General features: G+C 71.1%; 15 protein-coding genes and 1 tRNA gene. 8 read left to right on the top strand and 8 right to left on the bottom strand.

The features are described from left to right. Positions 1–76: 76 nt before the first annotated feature. Both AC3IF3_RS20335 and AC3IF3_RS20330 read right to left on the bottom strand, forming a co-directional pair. The gene (locus AC3IF3_RS20335; protein WP_489230057.1) at positions 77–706 is read right to left on the bottom strand and encodes a flavin reductase family protein; all 630 of its coding nucleotides are present in this window, start codon (positions 704–706) and stop codon (positions 77–79) included. 530 nt (positions 707–1236) lie between these two features. Next, positions 1237–1800: a nitroreductase family protein gene (locus AC3IF3_RS20330; RefSeq protein ID WP_489230056.1), complete on the bottom strand. Its 564-nt coding sequence runs from the start codon at positions 1798–1800 to the stop codon at positions 1237–1239. 164 nt (positions 1801–1964) lie between these two features. Here AC3IF3_RS20330 and AC3IF3_RS20325 point away from each other — a divergent pair, with 164 nt between their 5' ends. Further along, positions 1965–2885: a hypothetical protein gene (locus tag AC3IF3_RS20325; protein ID WP_489230055.1), complete on the top strand. Its 921-nt coding sequence runs from the start codon at positions 1965–1967 to the stop codon at positions 2883–2885. Between the two features lie 18 nt (positions 2886–2903). On the opposite strand, the gene AC3IF3_RS20320 is transcribed toward AC3IF3_RS20325, so the two are convergent. Then, positions 2904–3797, bottom strand: coding sequence for a DMT family transporter (locus AC3IF3_RS20320; RefSeq protein WP_489230054.1), 894 nt, complete (start codon positions 3795–3797; stop codon positions 2904–2906). Positions 3798–4021: 224 nt separating this feature from the next. Here AC3IF3_RS20320 and AC3IF3_RS20315 point away from each other — a divergent pair, with 224 nt between their 5' ends. Next, the gene (locus AC3IF3_RS20315; RefSeq protein WP_243967613.1) at positions 4022–4420 is read left to right on the top strand and encodes a PRC-barrel domain-containing protein; all 399 of its coding nucleotides are present in this window, start codon (positions 4022–4024) and stop codon (positions 4418–4420) included. A 92-nt stretch (positions 4421–4512) separates the two neighbouring features. On the opposite strand, the gene AC3IF3_RS20310 is transcribed toward AC3IF3_RS20315, so the two are convergent. Next, the gene (locus tag AC3IF3_RS20310) at positions 4513–4755 is read right to left on the bottom strand and encodes a hypothetical protein (protein ID WP_243967614.1); all 243 of its coding nucleotides are present in this window, start codon (positions 4753–4755) and stop codon (positions 4513–4515) included. Between the two features lie 472 nt (positions 4756–5227). On the opposite strand from AC3IF3_RS20310, the gene AC3IF3_RS20305 reads away from it, so the two are divergent. From AC3IF3_RS20305 to AC3IF3_RS20295, 3 genes are all read left to right on the top strand, one after another. Beyond that, positions 5228–5632: a DUF2231 domain-containing protein gene (locus AC3IF3_RS20305; protein ID WP_489231347.1), complete on the top strand. Its 405-nt coding sequence runs from the start codon at positions 5228–5230 to the stop codon at positions 5630–5632. Next, positions 5629–6981: a PQQ-dependent sugar dehydrogenase gene (locus tag AC3IF3_RS20300; RefSeq protein ID WP_489230053.1), complete on the top strand. Its 1353-nt coding sequence runs from the start codon at positions 5629–5631 to the stop codon at positions 6979–6981. Before AC3IF3_RS20305 ends, AC3IF3_RS20300 begins: the two co-directional genes overlap by 4 nt. 288 nt (positions 6982–7269) lie before the next feature. Then, positions 7270–7524: a hypothetical protein gene (locus AC3IF3_RS20295; protein ID WP_243967617.1), complete on the top strand. Its 255-nt coding sequence runs from the start codon at positions 7270–7272 to the stop codon at positions 7522–7524. 324 nt (positions 7525–7848) lie between these two features. On the opposite strand, the gene AC3IF3_RS20290 is transcribed toward AC3IF3_RS20295, so the two are convergent. The 4 genes from AC3IF3_RS20290 to AC3IF3_RS20275 all read right to left on the bottom strand — a co-directional run bounded on the left by AC3IF3_RS20290 (position 7849) and on the right by AC3IF3_RS20275 (position 10780). Then, positions 7849–8043, bottom strand: a complete 195-nt coding sequence (locus AC3IF3_RS20290; RefSeq protein WP_489230052.1) for a hypothetical protein — start codon at positions 8041–8043, stop codon at positions 7849–7851. A 382-nt stretch (positions 8044–8425) separates the two neighbouring features. Continuing rightward, a complete protein-coding gene (locus tag AC3IF3_RS20285) occupies positions 8426–8770 on the bottom strand; it encodes a hypothetical protein (RefSeq protein ID WP_489230051.1) in 345 nt (114 codons plus the stop codon). 265 nt (positions 8771–9035) lie between these two features. Next, positions 9036–9111: transfer RNA gene (locus AC3IF3_RS20280), tRNA-Lys, on the bottom strand. A 100-nt stretch (positions 9112–9211) separates the two neighbouring features. Next, the gene (locus AC3IF3_RS20275; protein ID WP_489230050.1) at positions 9212–10780 is read right to left on the bottom strand and encodes a 2-isopropylmalate synthase; all 1569 of its coding nucleotides are present in this window, start codon (positions 10778–10780) and stop codon (positions 9212–9214) included. Positions 10781–11190: 410 nt separating this feature from the next. Here AC3IF3_RS20275 and leuB point away from each other — a divergent pair, with 410 nt between their 5' ends. The 3 genes from leuB to ubiB all read left to right on the top strand — a co-directional run bounded on the left by leuB (position 11191) and on the right by ubiB (position 15176). Continuing rightward, positions 11191–12300 (top strand): 3-isopropylmalate dehydrogenase, encoded by a 1110-nt coding sequence (leuB, locus tag AC3IF3_RS20270; protein WP_489230049.1) that lies wholly within the window; start codon positions 11191–11193, stop codon positions 12298–12300. A 109-nt stretch (positions 12301–12409) separates the two neighbouring features. Then, positions 12410–13192, top strand: coding sequence for a bifunctional demethylmenaquinone methyltransferase/2-methoxy-6-polyprenyl-1,4-benzoquinol methylase UbiE (gene ubiE, locus AC3IF3_RS20265; RefSeq protein ID WP_243967622.1), 783 nt, complete (start codon positions 12410–12412; stop codon positions 13190–13192). A 421-nt stretch (positions 13193–13613) separates the two neighbouring features. Beyond that, positions 13614–15176 carry a 2-polyprenylphenol 6-hydroxylase gene (gene ubiB / locus AC3IF3_RS20260; protein ID WP_489230048.1) on the top strand — a complete coding sequence of 521 codons (1563 nt, stop codon included), beginning with the start codon at positions 13614–13616 and terminating at the stop codon, positions 15174–15176. Positions 15177–15189 lie beyond the last annotated feature (13 nt).

The following is a 15189-nucleotide window of genomic DNA, read 5'->3' as shown; positions in this document are numbered from 1 at the left end:
GGGCTGAAGACAGCTGGAACCTGCGCCTGCTATGGTAAACAAGTTCTCAATCGCCCGTGACGGAACAAGTCCGGTTTCAGGATCCCGAGAACTCGCCCGCCCCCTTCGGCCGGCGCATCTGGAACCGCGTGTCCGCCGTCGCCTGAAAGTAGTCGAAGTATCCGCCGCGCATGATCGGGTGCATCGCGCCGGTATCGACCATCCCGTCCTTCACGTAGGCCGCGTCGACATAGATCGAGACCACCTGGCCGATGACCAGGAAGTTCTCGGCCTCGCCGCCGTCGAGCGGCACCAGCGGGACGGTCTGCAGCCACCGGCATTCGAGGGCGGCCGGCGAGGCCGCGACCCGGGGCGGGCGCACCTTGCGCGACGGGGCGGTGGCGAGGTTGGCGAAGGCAAATTCGCTCTCCCCGCGCGGCAGCGGCGCCGAGGAATCGTTCATCCCGTCGCGCAGGTCCCAGGTGGCGAGGTTGCAGACGAATTCCTTGCCCTCCTCGGCGAAGGTCATGGCGTCCTTGCGGCCCGAGGACGAGAACGCGACCATGTTGTCCGCCACGGCATTGAAGAACGAGTAGGGCGCGAGGTTGAGCTTGCCGTCGCGGCTCATGGCGCTGATCCAGCCGATCGGGCGGGGCGCGACGATCGCCTTGAGCGGGTTGTGCGGAAGCGCGCGCGCCTCCCGCGGGACGTCGAGATCGTAATGCACGGGCGGCCTCTCCAAAGCGCTGCCGGCCCGGCGTGGACCGGCCGGCAGCGACGCAGACCGTCCTTAACGCATGATCGCGATCGAACGCTGCGCAATGGAGTCCGATCGCCGGATCGATCCCGCAAGGCGACGATGGTTGCGCCTCTCCGGCGGCAGCGCCGTCACGTCCGCCGCTGGCGAGGACCTGCCGCGGAAATCCGCCAAGCGCCCGCTGCGGCTACCGGATTCCCGTCCATACGTAACGCCAACGCGTTGAGACGAAAACGCTTTCCCCTCCCCCGTGCGGGGAGGGGTCAGGGGTGGGGGTGGTGCAGAAGGCATCAGGACGCTCGATCCGGCACGACCCCCACCTCCAACGCCTCCCCGCAGGGCGGAGGAGAGCAGGCCCCGGCCGAGATTCGGGAGTCCGGTAGCCCACAGCGAAGGGCGGGAGAGGCGCAGCGTTGGTGGCCCCGCTTCTCCGGCGGGAATACCTCGATCAGCCAACCCCACGCCGCGCTGGAGCGCGAAGGATCCCGGCACGCGCGGGCTCAGAGGTAGGTGACGACCTCATCCAGCGCCGGCCGCGGGCGATCGGCGGGCACCTCGCGGGCTTGGCCGATATGGACGAAGCCCGCGAGCTTCTCCCAGGGGGCCAGGCCCAGCGCGTCGAGGACGCGGCGGTCGTAGGCGAACCACTCCGTCAGCCAGGAGGTGGCGAAGCCGGCCGCGTTGGCTGCGATCACGAGGTTCATGGTGGCGGCCCCCGCGGAGAGCACCTGCTCCCATTCGGGGATCTTCACGTGCGGCGCGGCGCGCGACACCACCGCGACGACGAGGGGGGCATGGGTCAGCCGGGCCCGCTCCTGCGCCAGGCGCTCGGGGGCGGCATCCGGATTGTCCGCCGCGAAGGCGTCGGCGATGAGTGCGCCGACCCGGTTCCGCGCCGCGCCGGCGATCACGAGGAAGCGCCAGGGCGCCAGCTTGCCGTGATCGGGCACGCGGGAGGCCGCCGCAAGGATCGTCTCGAGCTGCACCCGGTCCGGGCCGGGCTCGTCCAGCAAAGGCGGCGGCACCGAGCGGCGGGTCTTCAGGAGATCGAGGGTGGCGGTCATGGGCTCCGTCCCGGTATCGCGTCCCGGCCGGGATGTGGCATGCGCGGGTGCCCGTTGGAAGGGCGGCCTTGCCGCCGCCATGGTCCGGAGGCACAGGCGGCGGGCGATCCGCCGACGGAACCCCGTCCGGTGCGCCGCGGGGCAGATGGGAGAGGGGCCGATCGATGGGCGCGAGGCTTGCCGCGACAATGTTGGCGATTCTCGTGACGGGAGCCGGTCTCACGCCCGCGCGCGCGCAGGATCCCCTTCAGAATCGCCTCGGCGGTCCCCTGCCCTCCCCGTCGATCACGACGCCGGACCTGCCGCCCGCCCTCCCGGCCGTCGAGCCGGAGGCGCCGCTGTCCCTGTCGGCGCTCCTGTCGGGACCCGGGGTCGCGCTGCGCCAGGGCCTCGCCTGGCGGATCTACGAGGATCGCGGCGACGGCACCCGGCCGTCGATCGTGGCACGCTCGACCGAGGCGGAGCCGCGCTTCACCCTCGCGTCCGGTTCCTACGTCGCCACCGTGACCTACGGCTTCGCCAGCGCGTCGAAGCGGATCGTCATGGCGGGCCAGCCGATCACCGACACCCTGCGCGTCGCGGCCGGCGCCCTGAAGCTGTCGGGTGCCGTCGGCGACCAGAAGATCGCCCCCGCCGAGCTGTCGTTCTCGGTCTTCGTGCCGGTGGGGACCAATTCCGAGGGCCGGCTCGTGCGCGCGGGCATCAAGGCCGGCGAATTGCTGCGGCTGCCCGAAGGCACCTACCACGTGGTGTCGACCTACGGGGAGTCGAACGCCATCCAGCGCGCCGACCTCCGGGTCGAGAACGGCAAGGTCACGGAGGCGACCCTCAACCACCGTGCCGCCACCGTGACCCTCAAGCTCGTGGCGGCGCCCGGGGCGGAGGCCTTCGCCGGCACGGCATTCTCCGTCCTGACGCCCGGCGGCGACACGATCCGCGAGGCGATCGGGGCGTTCCCGCAGGTGACCCTGGCCGAGGGCGACTACGTGCTGATCGCCCGCCATGACGGGCAGGTCTACACCCGCGAGTTCAAGGTCGAGAGCGGGCTGGACCGGGACATCGAGGTCGTGGCCAAGTCGGGCTGAGGCTCGCCTGGCGTCCCGTCAGGCGAACCGCCGCGCCAGCGCCACGCAGAGCGCGACCGCCGCGGCGGCGCCGATCATCGCGGGTTCGATCCGCTCGCCCAGCACGAGGGCGGCGACGCCGAGGCCGAGGAACGGCTGCAGCAGCTGGAGCTGGCCGATCGCGGCGATCCCGCCCCGGGCCAGCGCCCGGTACCAGAACACGAACCCGATCAGCATGCTGAACAGCGCCACGTAGGCGAGGCCCGCCCAGGCCGGCATCGGGATCGCCGCGGGCTCGGCCGGGCTCAGGATCAGGGCCAGCGGCAGGCTCACAGGCAGCGACAGGACCGTGGCCCAGGCGATCACCTGCCAGCCGCCGAGCCGCCGGGCCAGGACGCCACCCTCGGCATAGCCGAGGCCGCAGACCAGGATCGCGGCGAGCATCAGGGCGTCGCCGGGCCCCGGCGGTCCGTCGAGCCCCCGCGCGGCGAAGCCGACGGTGACCAGCGCGCCGCAGAGCGACAGCAGCCAGAAGGCCCGGGACGGCCGCTCCCCCGAGCGGAGGGCCCCGAACAATGCGGTGGCGAGCGGCAGCAGCCCGACGAAGACCGTGCCGTGGGCGGCCCCGACCGTCCGCAGGGCGAGCGCCGTGAGCAGCGGGAAGCCGACCACCACCCCCGCGGCCACGATGGCGAGCGCCGGCATGTCGCCGCCGCGGGGCCGTTTCTCGCGGAAGGCTGCGAGCGCGGCCGCCCCGGCGAGGCCTGCCAGGGCGGCCCGGGCCGCGCTGAGGAACAGCGCGTCCATCCCGGTCAGCGCGAGGCGCGTGGCCACCAGCGAGGCGCTGAAGATGGCGACGCCGATGAGCCCGTCAATCCAGGGCCCCGCGGTGCCGCGCTTCGCCGATGCCGTCTGACTCGAACGTCCCGCCACGCAACCCTCCCGGTCAGGCCCGGCGGCGTGACACGGGTGGCGCGCGCCAGCCAGGGACGACGGCCGGCGCGACCACCGAACTGTCCTGGCCCCCGGTCGGTACGGTGCCGCGCCGTTGCGCACAGGTTCCATGTGTTGGGCGTTAACATTTCTGTGCCGCGCCGGAACGATGCGGCGGCTGCGGGCTTACAAGCCATCCATTTCGGGTTTCTGGAGATGTCTCGATGCGCCGCCTCGTCCTCGCTGCCCTCGCCGCCGCTGCCCTGACCGGACCTGCCCTCGCCGCCAAGGACGCGCCCGCGACCGTCGCGCCGAAGTTCGAGTCGGTCCCCCAGGACGCGGTCCTCAGCTACAACCTGATCGGCCTCAACGTGACGGATGCGCAGAACAACACCGTCGGCGAGATCAAGGATCTCGCGATCGAGCACGAGAAGCTCGTCGGCTACATCGTCTCGGTCGGCGGCTTCCTCGGGATGGGCGAGCACTACGTCGCGGTCTCGCCCGCCTCGATCGCGCTCGGCTACGACGCCGACGCCAAGAAGTGGAAGGCGATCATCGGCGCCAGCAAGGATCAGCTGAAGGCCGCCCCCGAGTTCAAGTACGACGGCAAGTTCAAGCGCTGAGCGATGCGCGCCGTTCCTGCCCGCGCGGCGGGTGGGAACGGCGCGTTGCCGGCGACGCCGAACCGCCTCTGCTCCATGGGGCAGAGGTCGGCTCAGACGTGGCCTTCGAGCGCCGCGCGTGCCAGGCTGGCGACCACCGCCTCCCGCTTGGCCTGCTTGAGGATGATACGCGCCGCGGCCCGTGCATTGGCGGCCCGGAGTTCGGCCTGCGGGCCACCGTCCCGCAGGGTCCGCCAGGCGAGGGCGCGGAACCACTTCGCATTGGCCAGCGCGGCAGCGCGGCGGCTGATCGGACCCCCGACATCGAGCGGCTTTACAAGTGTTCCGGACGCCATTGGCTCAATCCTGGACTGCGATCCACCGCTTGTCCGGTTTAGAGACAAGAAATGGCGATGCCTGGGCATTTGGGCAATAGTGATGCCGGCAATAACGTTCTGATGGTTCGCAAGGATTCGGCATCCTCGAAACGTGGTAGGCCGGGGGTTCGGAGCGCAGCGGCGTTCGGGGCATTCGAGCGGCGCCGGGCTGGCGATCGACCCGATCCCGGTGACACGGGCAACTCTGATTCTCGGTGTGCTCAAGCATGCGCCGCGAATGCCGGCGCGCCGGGCCCTGAAACGGCTGCAGCCGCGTTCGACACGCGTCCGTGATCCGGGCTTGCCCCGGACCGGGTGTCGGTTCCGGAACAATTGCGGAGACCGACGGTAGATCAAACACCGCGCGGCCGGTTCGTGCGACGAGGATCCCAGCTTGGTTCAGACCCCTCCGCACGCGACCGCCCAGGTCGCCGGACACCCGATCCACGCGATGCTGGTCCCGATCCCGATCGTGTGTTTCCTCGGGACCTGGGTGACCGACATCGCCTACTGGCTCACCGCCAACATGCAGTGGGCGAATTTTTCCGCCTGGCTCCTGAGCGTCGGGCTGATCGGTTCGGCCCTGGCGGTGCTCGCCGGTCTGGTCGATTTCTTCGGCGACCGCCGCATCCGGCAATTCCGGACCGCCTGGCTCCACGCCGCCGGCAATGCCGTGGCGCTGGGGCTCAGCATCGTCAACGTCTTCGTGCACAGCCGGGACGCCTACACGTCCGTCGTGCCGACCGGGCTGCTCCTGTCGACCGCGGTGGTGCTGATCCTGCTGGTAACCGGTTGGAGCGGGGCGTCGTTGGTTCACCGCCACGGGGTCAGCGTACGAATGGGAGACCGGGCATGACCCGCCGTCGACAGATCCTCGCCGCCGCGTTCCTGCTGCCGCTCTCCGCCTGCGGGCCGGATCCCATCGATCCGCAGACCCAGGTCGGGCCGAACCCGCCCCTGCCCGAACCGCACCAGTATCTGCTTCCGCCGATGCACGTCTCCAGCGCCGTCGGCTGGAAGGACGGGGAGACGCCGCAGGTCGCCGCGGGACTCCAGGTGAAGGCGCTCGCCACCGGCCTGAAGAATCCGCGCTCGATCCTGGTCCTGCCGAACGGCGACATCCTCGTGGCGGAGAGCGGCGGCCCGACACCGCCGATCAACCGGCCCAAGGAGATCATCATGGGCTGGCTGGAGGCGAAGTCGCATTCCGCCGAGACGCCCGGTCAGCGCATCACGCTGTTGCGGGACGCGGACGGCGACGGCGTGCCGGAACAGCGCTCCGTCCTCCTCGACAAGCAGAACTCACCCTTCGGGATGGCGCTGGTCGGCAACGACCTCTACGTCGCCGATACCGACGCGGTGATGCGCTATCCCTACACGACCGGCGCGACGACGATCACGCAACCCGGCGTGAAGCTCACGGAGCTGCCGGCGGGCCACATCAACCATCATTGGACCAAGAGTCTGACCGCGAGTCCCGACGGGACCAAGCTCTATGCCGGTGTCGGATCGAACAGCAACGTCACCGAGAACGGCATCGACGAGGAGAAGGACCGGGCGGCGATCTGGGAGATCGACCGGGCGACCGGCGCGCACCGGCTCTACGCCACCGGCCTGCGCAACCCGAACGGCCTGACCTTCGAGCCGCAGACCGGGACGCTCTGGTGCGTGGTGAACGAGCGCGACGAACTCGGGCCCGATCTCGTGCCCGACTACATGACCTCGGTGAAGGATGGCGGCTTCTACGGCTGGCCGTACAGCTACTGGGGTCAGCACGTCGATCCCCGGGTGATGCCCCAGCGCCCCGACTTGGTCGCCGCGGCGATCATGCCCGACTATTCCCTGAGCTCGCACGTGGCTCCGCTCGGGATGACCTTCTACACGGGGTCCGCCCTGCCCCAGACCTATCACGGCGGCGCCTTCGTGGGCGAGCACGGGAGCTGGGACCGGAACCCGCTGAACGGCTACAAAGTGGTCTACATCCCCTTCGAGAACGGCAAGCCCTCCGGCAAGGCCCGGGACGTGGTCACCGGGTTCGTGACCGACGGGCGCGAGGCGAAGGGGCGGCCGGTCGGCCTCGCCGTCGACAGCCACGGCGCCCTCCTCATCGCCGACGATGCCGGCGGCACGGTCTGGCGGGTGACGGGTGCGGCTTCGCAGTCGGATGCCGGGCCAGGCACGGGGCAGAACCCCATCCTGCGATAAGCTCACCGTAAGGGGTGCGCGGCGTCGATCGGGTCCCGTCCACCCGCCACGATCGACGCTGCCGGGACAGGCCTCGATGGTCTGCCCCGGCCGGCATGCGCCCTCGCCCACATCGTGTCGCGGATGCGGGCGGCTTCAGCCCGCAGGGCGATCTTGACCGTCTATCCGGTCCGGCGGGGCTGCCGCGCGGGCCCCGGGGCCAGGAACAGCAACCCCGGACCCGGTGTTTCCCTCGGGACCGGCGGCGGCGTTCCGCGCACGATCGTCGGCAACGGAGGAGCATACGCCATGAAGCTCATTACCCTCACGCTCGCCGGCCTCCTCGCCGCCGCGAGTCCCGCCCTGGCGGCCGAGACCGGCAGCGGCATGAGCCGGTCCGGGACCGCCAACAGCACAGGTCCGAACGATGCCGGTTCCGGCTCGACGCCGGGGGCGAAGGGCAGCGGACCGTCGACCGGGTCGCTGAGCCGCTCCGGGACCACCAACAGCACGGGCGCGAACGATGCCGGATCCGGCGCGAAGCCCGGCTCGACCGGCCGCTGACCCAGCTTCGGCGCCGACGATAGGTGTTGAGAAGCCCCGCCCGGCCGATGCCGGGCGGGGCAGGACGGAGGCGCAGTCGCGGACCGGTCAATATCCGCAGTAACCCTATCCGTCGGGGCACCGATCATAGCCGGAAGGCCCGTAAGAACCGGCGGAGGGCATCGTGCGGGTCGTGCCCGTAGGGATAGCCGGCCAGACCGTAGCCGACCCGCGCGCCTCGGCGCCGGTCGGGGCGAAGGCCAGTGTCGCGCGTCGGGCCGCCGATGCGCCTGTGCGGCGTTTCAGGGCGTCATCTCCGCGTTGTGGAATCATCGGTCGACAGCGTCACGGTCGCAACCTGATTCCGCACGGCGCCACGGCCTCGTTCGGACCGGGCTGGCTGAGGGTCGCGTCGTCGCCTCGATTGTCGATCATCGGTGCCGCAGCCCCGAAGCCGAGGATTGCTTCCGCGATCAGGCCGTCGAGCCTGTCGGCGACCTGAAACGCCCCGTCGACCACCCTGTGCAGGATCCAGTTCATGGTCCGATCCCCCTGAGGTCCGGCCGCGCCGCCATCCGGTGGCGGCGCGTCGGATGATGAGGCTCATCCGATCCGCATCGGCGGGATCAGACGAAATGCATCGGCAGGGCGCGGTCGAGCATCTCGGCATAGGTGCCGGCCAGGACGGCGAAGGTCGCCACGGCGACGGCGGCGGCGAGGGTGAGGCGGGTGGTGAAGGTCATCGGTCGGCTCCATCGGGTCCGCGTCGGTGTTCGCGGCATGGCACCGATGTAAGCGCGTCCGTTCGGGATTGGCGTGCTCCGGCACACGAGCGCGGCGCCGTCTTGGGCCCGCAGCCGACCGGGTCGCGCGCCGGGCCCGTCGCCCGGAGACGTCGCGTCGGCGCCGAACGGTGTCGGGGTCAGCAGCCGCCGCAGATCGGCTTGGCGGTCTGCTGCCCCTCGCGCTCCAGGCGATCCATGGTGGCGCTCGCGTTCCGGGCCTGGGAGCCGGGCCGGGCTTCGGCAGCGGGCGGCGTGCTGACCATGCCTTTCGGACCGGCCACGTCCCCGGAACCTGACCGGCTCCCCTTGCGGGCCGCGACCAGGGCCGGCCGGTCGACTGCGCCCGCGCGCAGCGGTGCCCAGGCGGCCCGTTCGCGCATCGAGGCATCGAGCTGGGCCGCGGGGTCCACGCCGGTCCCGGCGGCCGCCCCGAGGCCGGGCCTCAGCAGCTGCCCGGGCTCGGTGCTGCGCGGCAGGGCCACGGCCGAGGCCGCCCGCGGCGGAGCACCCAGGGCGGGCGGCGCCGTCGCTGCCGGACCCAGGCATCCGCCGAGCGTCAGGGCGCAGCAGAGGAGAGCGGCGATCCGCAGGGCAACGATGGCGGGCTCCTCGAGGCTCGGGGTTCAGGTCTTGCCGACCGGCCGAAAAAAGCGAGGTGCGATGCCGACGCTCACGTCCGCGGCATCGACGGTGCACGTATCCGCAGCAATCTGCGGGATCCGCGACGGTCATCGTGTCTGTAAGTCATGGTGGGCGCACTAGGGTTCGAACCTAGGACCCGCTGATTAAGAGTCAGCTGCTCTACCAACTGAGCTATGCGCCCGATCGCGTCCGCGATCCGCCCCGGCGGCCACCAAGTCCGTCGGGGTGGCGGGCTGATACCAACGCGGCCGGGGACTGTCCACCCCCGGCCGCGGATTTTCTCATTCCGCCGCGGCATGCTGCGCATGCACGCGCACGGCGTGGGCCGCGAGCTTGTTCAGCGCCGAGAGATACGCCTTGGCCGAGGCCACCAGGGTGTCCGGGTCGGCGCCGCGGGCGGTGACGCTGCGCTCGCCGTCGCGCAGGCGCACCGAGACCTCGGCCTGGGCATCGGTGCCGCCGGTCACGGCGTGGACCTGATACAGCTCCAGCTCGGCCGTGTGCGGCACCAGTGCGGTGATCGCATTGAACACCGCGTCGACCGGCCCGTTGCCGTCGGCCTCCTCGATTCGCGTGCCGGTCTCGTCGGCGATGCGCAACGTCGCCCGCTGCGGGCCGCGGGTGCCGGCGATGACCGAGAGGGAGACCAGCCGGAACCGGTCGTGCGCCGTGGCGAGGTTCTCGTCGACCAGCGCCTCGATGTCCTCGTCGTAGACGTGCTTCTTGCGGTCGGCGAGCGCCTTGAACCGCTCGAACGCGTCCTGGAACTGGTTGTCGGAGAGGTGCAGGCCGAGATCGTCGAGCTTGGAGCGGAAGGCTGCCCGGCCCGAATGCTTGCCCATCACCAGGGAGGTCTTAGACAGGCCGACCGAGGCCGGGGTCATGATCTCGTAGGTCTCGGAATTCTTGAGCATCCCGTCCTGATGGATGCCGCTCTCGTGCGCGAAGGCATTGCGGCCGACGATCGCCTTGTTGAACTGCACCGGGAAGTTGGTGGCGTGGCTGACGAGCTTCGAGGCGCGGGTCAGCATCGTCGATTCGACGCCGGTCTCGTAGGGCAGCACGTCGGCGCGGGTGCGCAACGCCATGACGATCTCTTCCAGCGCGGCGTTGCCGGCCCGCTCGCCGATGCCGTTGATCGTGCACTCGACCTGGCGGGCGCCGCCCTCGATCCCGGCGAGCGAGTTGGCGATGGCGAGTCCCAGGTCGTTGTGGCAATGGACCGAGAACACCGCTTTATCGGCGTTCGGCACCCGCTCACGCACGCTGGCGAACATGTCGCGATACTCGTTGGGTGTGGCGTAGCCCACCGTGTCGGGCAGGTTGATCGTCGTGGCGCCGGCCTTGATCGCCGCCTCGACGCAGCGGCACAGGTAGTCGAGGGGGGTGCGGGTCGCGTCCATGGCCGACCATTCCACGTCCTCCACGAGGTCGCGGGCCTGGGCCACGGTCTTCAGGATGATCTCGACCACCTCGTCCTGGCTCTTGCGCATCTGGTGCGCGAGGTGGATCGGCGAGGTCGACACGAAGGTGTGGATCCGCGCGTGTTTGGCGTGGCGCACGGCCTCGCCGGCCCGGGCGATGTCGGCGGGGATCGCCCGGGCGAGGCCCGCGATGGTGGCGCGCTTGGTACGCCGGGCGATCTCCGACACCGCCTCGAAATCACCCACGGAGGCGATCGGGAAGCCGGCCTCGATGATGTCGACGCCCATCGCGTCGAGGAGTTCGGCCACCGCGAGCTTCTCGTCGAAGGTCATGGTGGCGCCGGGGCATTGCTCGCCGTCGCGCAGCGTGGTGTCGAAGATCACGATGCGATCGCGGGCCGGAGCGGTGCTGGTGGACGATGTCATGGCGTTACCCTGTCGCGGGCCGCCCGGCACTGGGCTCGGGGCGGCATGGTGCCCCCGGGGGGCTGAGAGTCGCGAGTGCAGACGATCCCCTGAAGGCCCAGGCGCGCGCGCCCGGACGGCCCTCAGGGGCGGGTAAGCAGAAGCGGAAGACGAAGCCCGGCACGACGCGCACGCGACCACGGCGCCGTGAGGACGGCGCGGGCGGTCTCGGTCGCTGAGCCGGCTCTGGCCAAGGCTCGTCTCTCCCGGGTGAAGCGCGGACGGCGTGATGCAGCACCCGCGCGGTGGGCGGCAGAGGTAGCGCCCGCGTGGCCCAAACACAAGGGTGGCCGCGACGCGGGCGCCTTGCCAATCGCGGTGCGCCCTCGATAAAGCCGCCCGGCCCACCGAGAGAACCCGCGAGACCGTCCATGGCCAGCTACAAGCTCCTGCTCCTGCCCGGCGACGGGATCGGCCCCGAGGTCGCGGGCGGCCTGCAGGTCGTGCTGGACGCCCTCAAGGAGACCGGGCTCGCCACGTTCGAGACCGAGACCGACCTCGTCGGCGGCTGCGCCCTCGACGCCCATGGCAGCCCGCTCTCGGACGCGACCCTGGGGCGGGCCAGGGATGCGGACGCGATCCTGCTCGGCGCGGTCGGCGGCCCGAAATGGGCCGGCGTCGCCTACGAGAACCGCCCGGAGGCCGGCCTGCTGCGCCTGCGCAAGGATCTGGAGCTGTTCGCCAACCTGCGCCCGGCGATCTGCTACCCGGCGCTCGCCGAGGCCTCCGCGCTCAAGCGCGAGCTGGTCGAGGGCCTCGACATCATGATCGTGCGCGAGCTCACCGGCGGCGTCTATTTCGGCGAACCGAAAGAGATCACCACGCTGCCGGACGGCTCCAAGCGGGCCGTGGACACGCAGGTCTACACCACGGCCGAGATCGAGCGGATCGCCCGCGTGGCCTTCGACCTCGCGGGCAAGCGCTCCGGCCGGGTCGCGTCGGCCGAGAAGCACAACGTGATGAAGTCCGGCGTGCTGTGGAAGGAGGTCGTCACCAAGCTCCATGCCGAGCACTACGCCGACATCGAACTCGAGCACGTGCTGGCCGACAACTGCGCCATGCAGCTCGTGCGACGGCCCAAGCAATTCGACGTGCTGGTGACCGACAACCTGTTCGGCGACGTCCTGTCCGACCTCGCCGCGATGCTCACGGGCTCGCTCGGCATGCTGCCCTCGGCCTCGCTGGGCGCGGTCGATGCGAGCGGCGTCCGCCGGGCGCTCTACGAGCCCTGCCACGGCTCGGCCCCGGACATCGCCGGCCAGGACAAGGCCAACCCCATCGCCATGATCGGCTCGCTGACCATGTGCCTGCGTTACTCCTTCGGCCTCGGCGAGGCCGCGGACGCCCTGGACGGCGCCATCACCGACGCCCTGGCCGGCGGTGCGCGCACGGCCGACATTGCCGGCCCGGACACGAACCCCATCGGCACCCGCGCCATGGCCTCGGTGGTGGCCGACGCCCTCCGGAGCCGCGTCCGCTGAGGGGGACGCGGGCGCGTCGTGGCACCGGGCTCGCTGCCCGACCGTCCGTGACGCATAGCGAACGGGCGCGACCTTCGCTATGACGCGCCGATCGAGGTACGGGAGCGTCATGAAGGCCGGCGACGGGACATCCGAGCGCGCGAGCGCGGATTTCGGCTTCGAGCGCGTGGCGCTCGACGAGAAGCAGGGGCGCGTCGACAGCGTTTTCCACTCGGTCGCCCGCCGCTACGACATCATGAACGACCTGATGTCGGCGGGCCTGCACCGGGCCTGGAAGGCGCAGCTCGTCTCGATGCTGCGGCCGCCGCATGGCCGGCCCTTCGCGCATCTCGACGTCGCCGGCGGGACCGGCGACGTGGCGTTCCGGGTCCTGGCCGCGGGCGGCCCGCGCACCCGGGTGACGGTGCTCGACATCAACGAATCGATGCTGCGCGTCGGCGCGGAGCGGGCGCGGGAGAAGGTCGAGGGCGCGGGCGACCGGATCGCTTTCGTCGCCGGCAATGCCGAGAGCCTGCCCCTGCCGGACGCTGCCTTCGACGCCTACACGATCGCCTTCGGCATCCGGAACGTGCCGCGGATCGAGGTCGCCCTCGCCGAGGCGCGGCGGGTGCTGAAGCCCGGTGGACGCTTCCTGTGCCTCGAATTCTCCGCCGTCGACATCCCGCTGCTGGACCGGATCTACGACGCCTACTCGTTCAACGTGATCCCGCGGATCGGCGCCCGGGTGGCGGGCGACGCGGATTCGTACCGCTACCTCGTGGAATCGATCCGGAAATTCCCGACCCGGGGCGCCTTCGCCGGGATGATCGAACGCGCCGGCTTCCGCCACGTCACCGACCGGCCGCTCACGGGCGGGGTCGTGGCGATCCATTCGGGCTGGAAGGTCTCCTGATCTTGGCCATCACCGCGCGCCGCTACCCCTTGTGCGTACGGGTCAGGGGTGGAGGTGGTGCAGAGGCGACCGCCGGGATCCATCCTGCACCACCACCGACTCCTCTCCACGAGGGCGATGGCCTGCGCGGGTTTCGCGCCGGTACCCATCGCCGAGCGCGACATGCCCCCCCTCCCGTGCGGGAGAGGGTTGGGGTGAGGGGCGGGACGGCTCAGGGTCGCGACCACCATCGCGGCGCGTTCGGGCCGAGCCTCGTCCGGCGAGGGCGCGCCCCTCACCCTGTCCCTCTGTCGCACGGGAGAGGCGACCTGCGCGATCGCAGCCAACCCTGTGATTGCACGGCGCCGCAAACCTGCGGAGCCGGTCGCCACAGGGGGGACGCGCGGCCCGGCGCGGCGGTCACCGCTTGGGCGCCTCATCGATGATCGGCGCCGCGATCAACCTGTTCCGCGGTGCCCGGGTCGGCTTCGTGCTGGCCCGGGAGGGCGCGCTCGCCCTCGCCGACCCGTCGGACCTGCCGCCGCACCTGCGCCTCGCCCTGCGGCTCGGGCGCACCCTGGAGCGGCCGGGCCTCGATGACGGGGCCGCCCGGCTCTCGGCGGCCCTGACGCGGCTCGGCCCGTCCTACGTGAAGTTCGGCCAGTTCCTGGCGACCCGGCCCGACATCGTCGGCATGCGGGCGGCCTTCGACCTGGAGAAGCTGCAGGATCGGGTGCCGCCCTTCCCGCAGGCGACCGCCCTGAAGGTGGTCGAGACGGCCTTGGGCAAGCCGGTCCACGACCTGTTCCTGTCGTTCAGCGAGCCGATCGCGGCGGCCTCGATCGCGCAGGTCCACAAGGCCGTGGTGCAGGATGCCGACGGGACGCAGCGCATCCTCGCCGTCAAGGTGATGCGGCCGGGGGTGCGGGAGCGCTTCATGCGCGACCTCGAAGTCATGCGCTTCATGGCCCGGGTGGTGCACGCGCTCTCCCCGCAGGCCGAGCGGCTGCGCCCGCGCGAGGTCGTGGAGATCCTGGCCCGCTCCGTCCTGATGGAGATGGATTTCCGCCTCGAGGCGGCGGCCGCCTCCGAGATCGCCGAGAACACCCGGGGCGATACCGATTTCCGTGTGCCCAAGCCCGATTGGGAATTGACCGCCCGGGAGGTGCTGTCGGCCGAATGGATCGAGGGGACCCGCCTGCACAGCGCCGCCGAACTCGCCGCCGCCGGGCACGATCCGCAGGCGATCGGGCGCATCGTGATCCAGAGCTTCTTGCGGCAGGCGATCCGCGACGGGTTCTTCCACGCGGACATGCACCAGGGGAATCTGCTGGTCGATGCCGAGGGCCGGCTGGTGGCGGTGGATTTCGGCATCATGGGCCGGCTCGGCGCGAACGAGCGCCGGTTCCTCGCCGAGATCCTGCTCGGCTTCATCCTGCGCGACTACCGCCGGGTGGCGAAGGTCCATTTCGAGGCGGGCTACGTGCCGGCCCACCATTCCGTCGAGGATTTCGCCCAGGCGATCCGGGCGATCGGCGAGCCGATCCACCAGCGCCGGGCCGACGAGATCTCGATGGCCAAGGTGCTGACCCTGCTGTTCGACATCACCGCCCTGTTCGACATGAGCACCCGGACCGAGTTGGTGATGCTCCAGAAGACCATGGTGGTGGTGGAGGGTGTCGCCCGCTCCCTCGACCCGCGCCTCGACATGTGGACCACCGCCGAGCCGGTGGTGCGGGCCTGGATCGCCCGCAACATGGGCCCGGTGGGCCGCGCCCAGAGCGGCCTCGAGGCCCTGCGGGTGGTCTCCGACGTCGTCGGCGATATCCCCGACCTCGCGACCCGGCTCAAGCGCGTGCTGGTCCGCCTCGACGAGGCCGGCACGGGCGATGCGCGCCGGCTGGAGCGGTTCGCCCGGGATGAGCGTCTCCGGGCGATCTGGTCCACCGTGGCGCTGTGGGGCATCGCCATCGGCGCGCTGGTCCTCGCGTTCCGGGGCCTCTGAGCCCCCCCGTCTG

The sequence above is a fragment of the Methylobacterium sp. J-118 genome (genome assembly GCF_057836565.1).
This window is presented reverse-complemented; position numbering and strand designations above follow the sequence as displayed.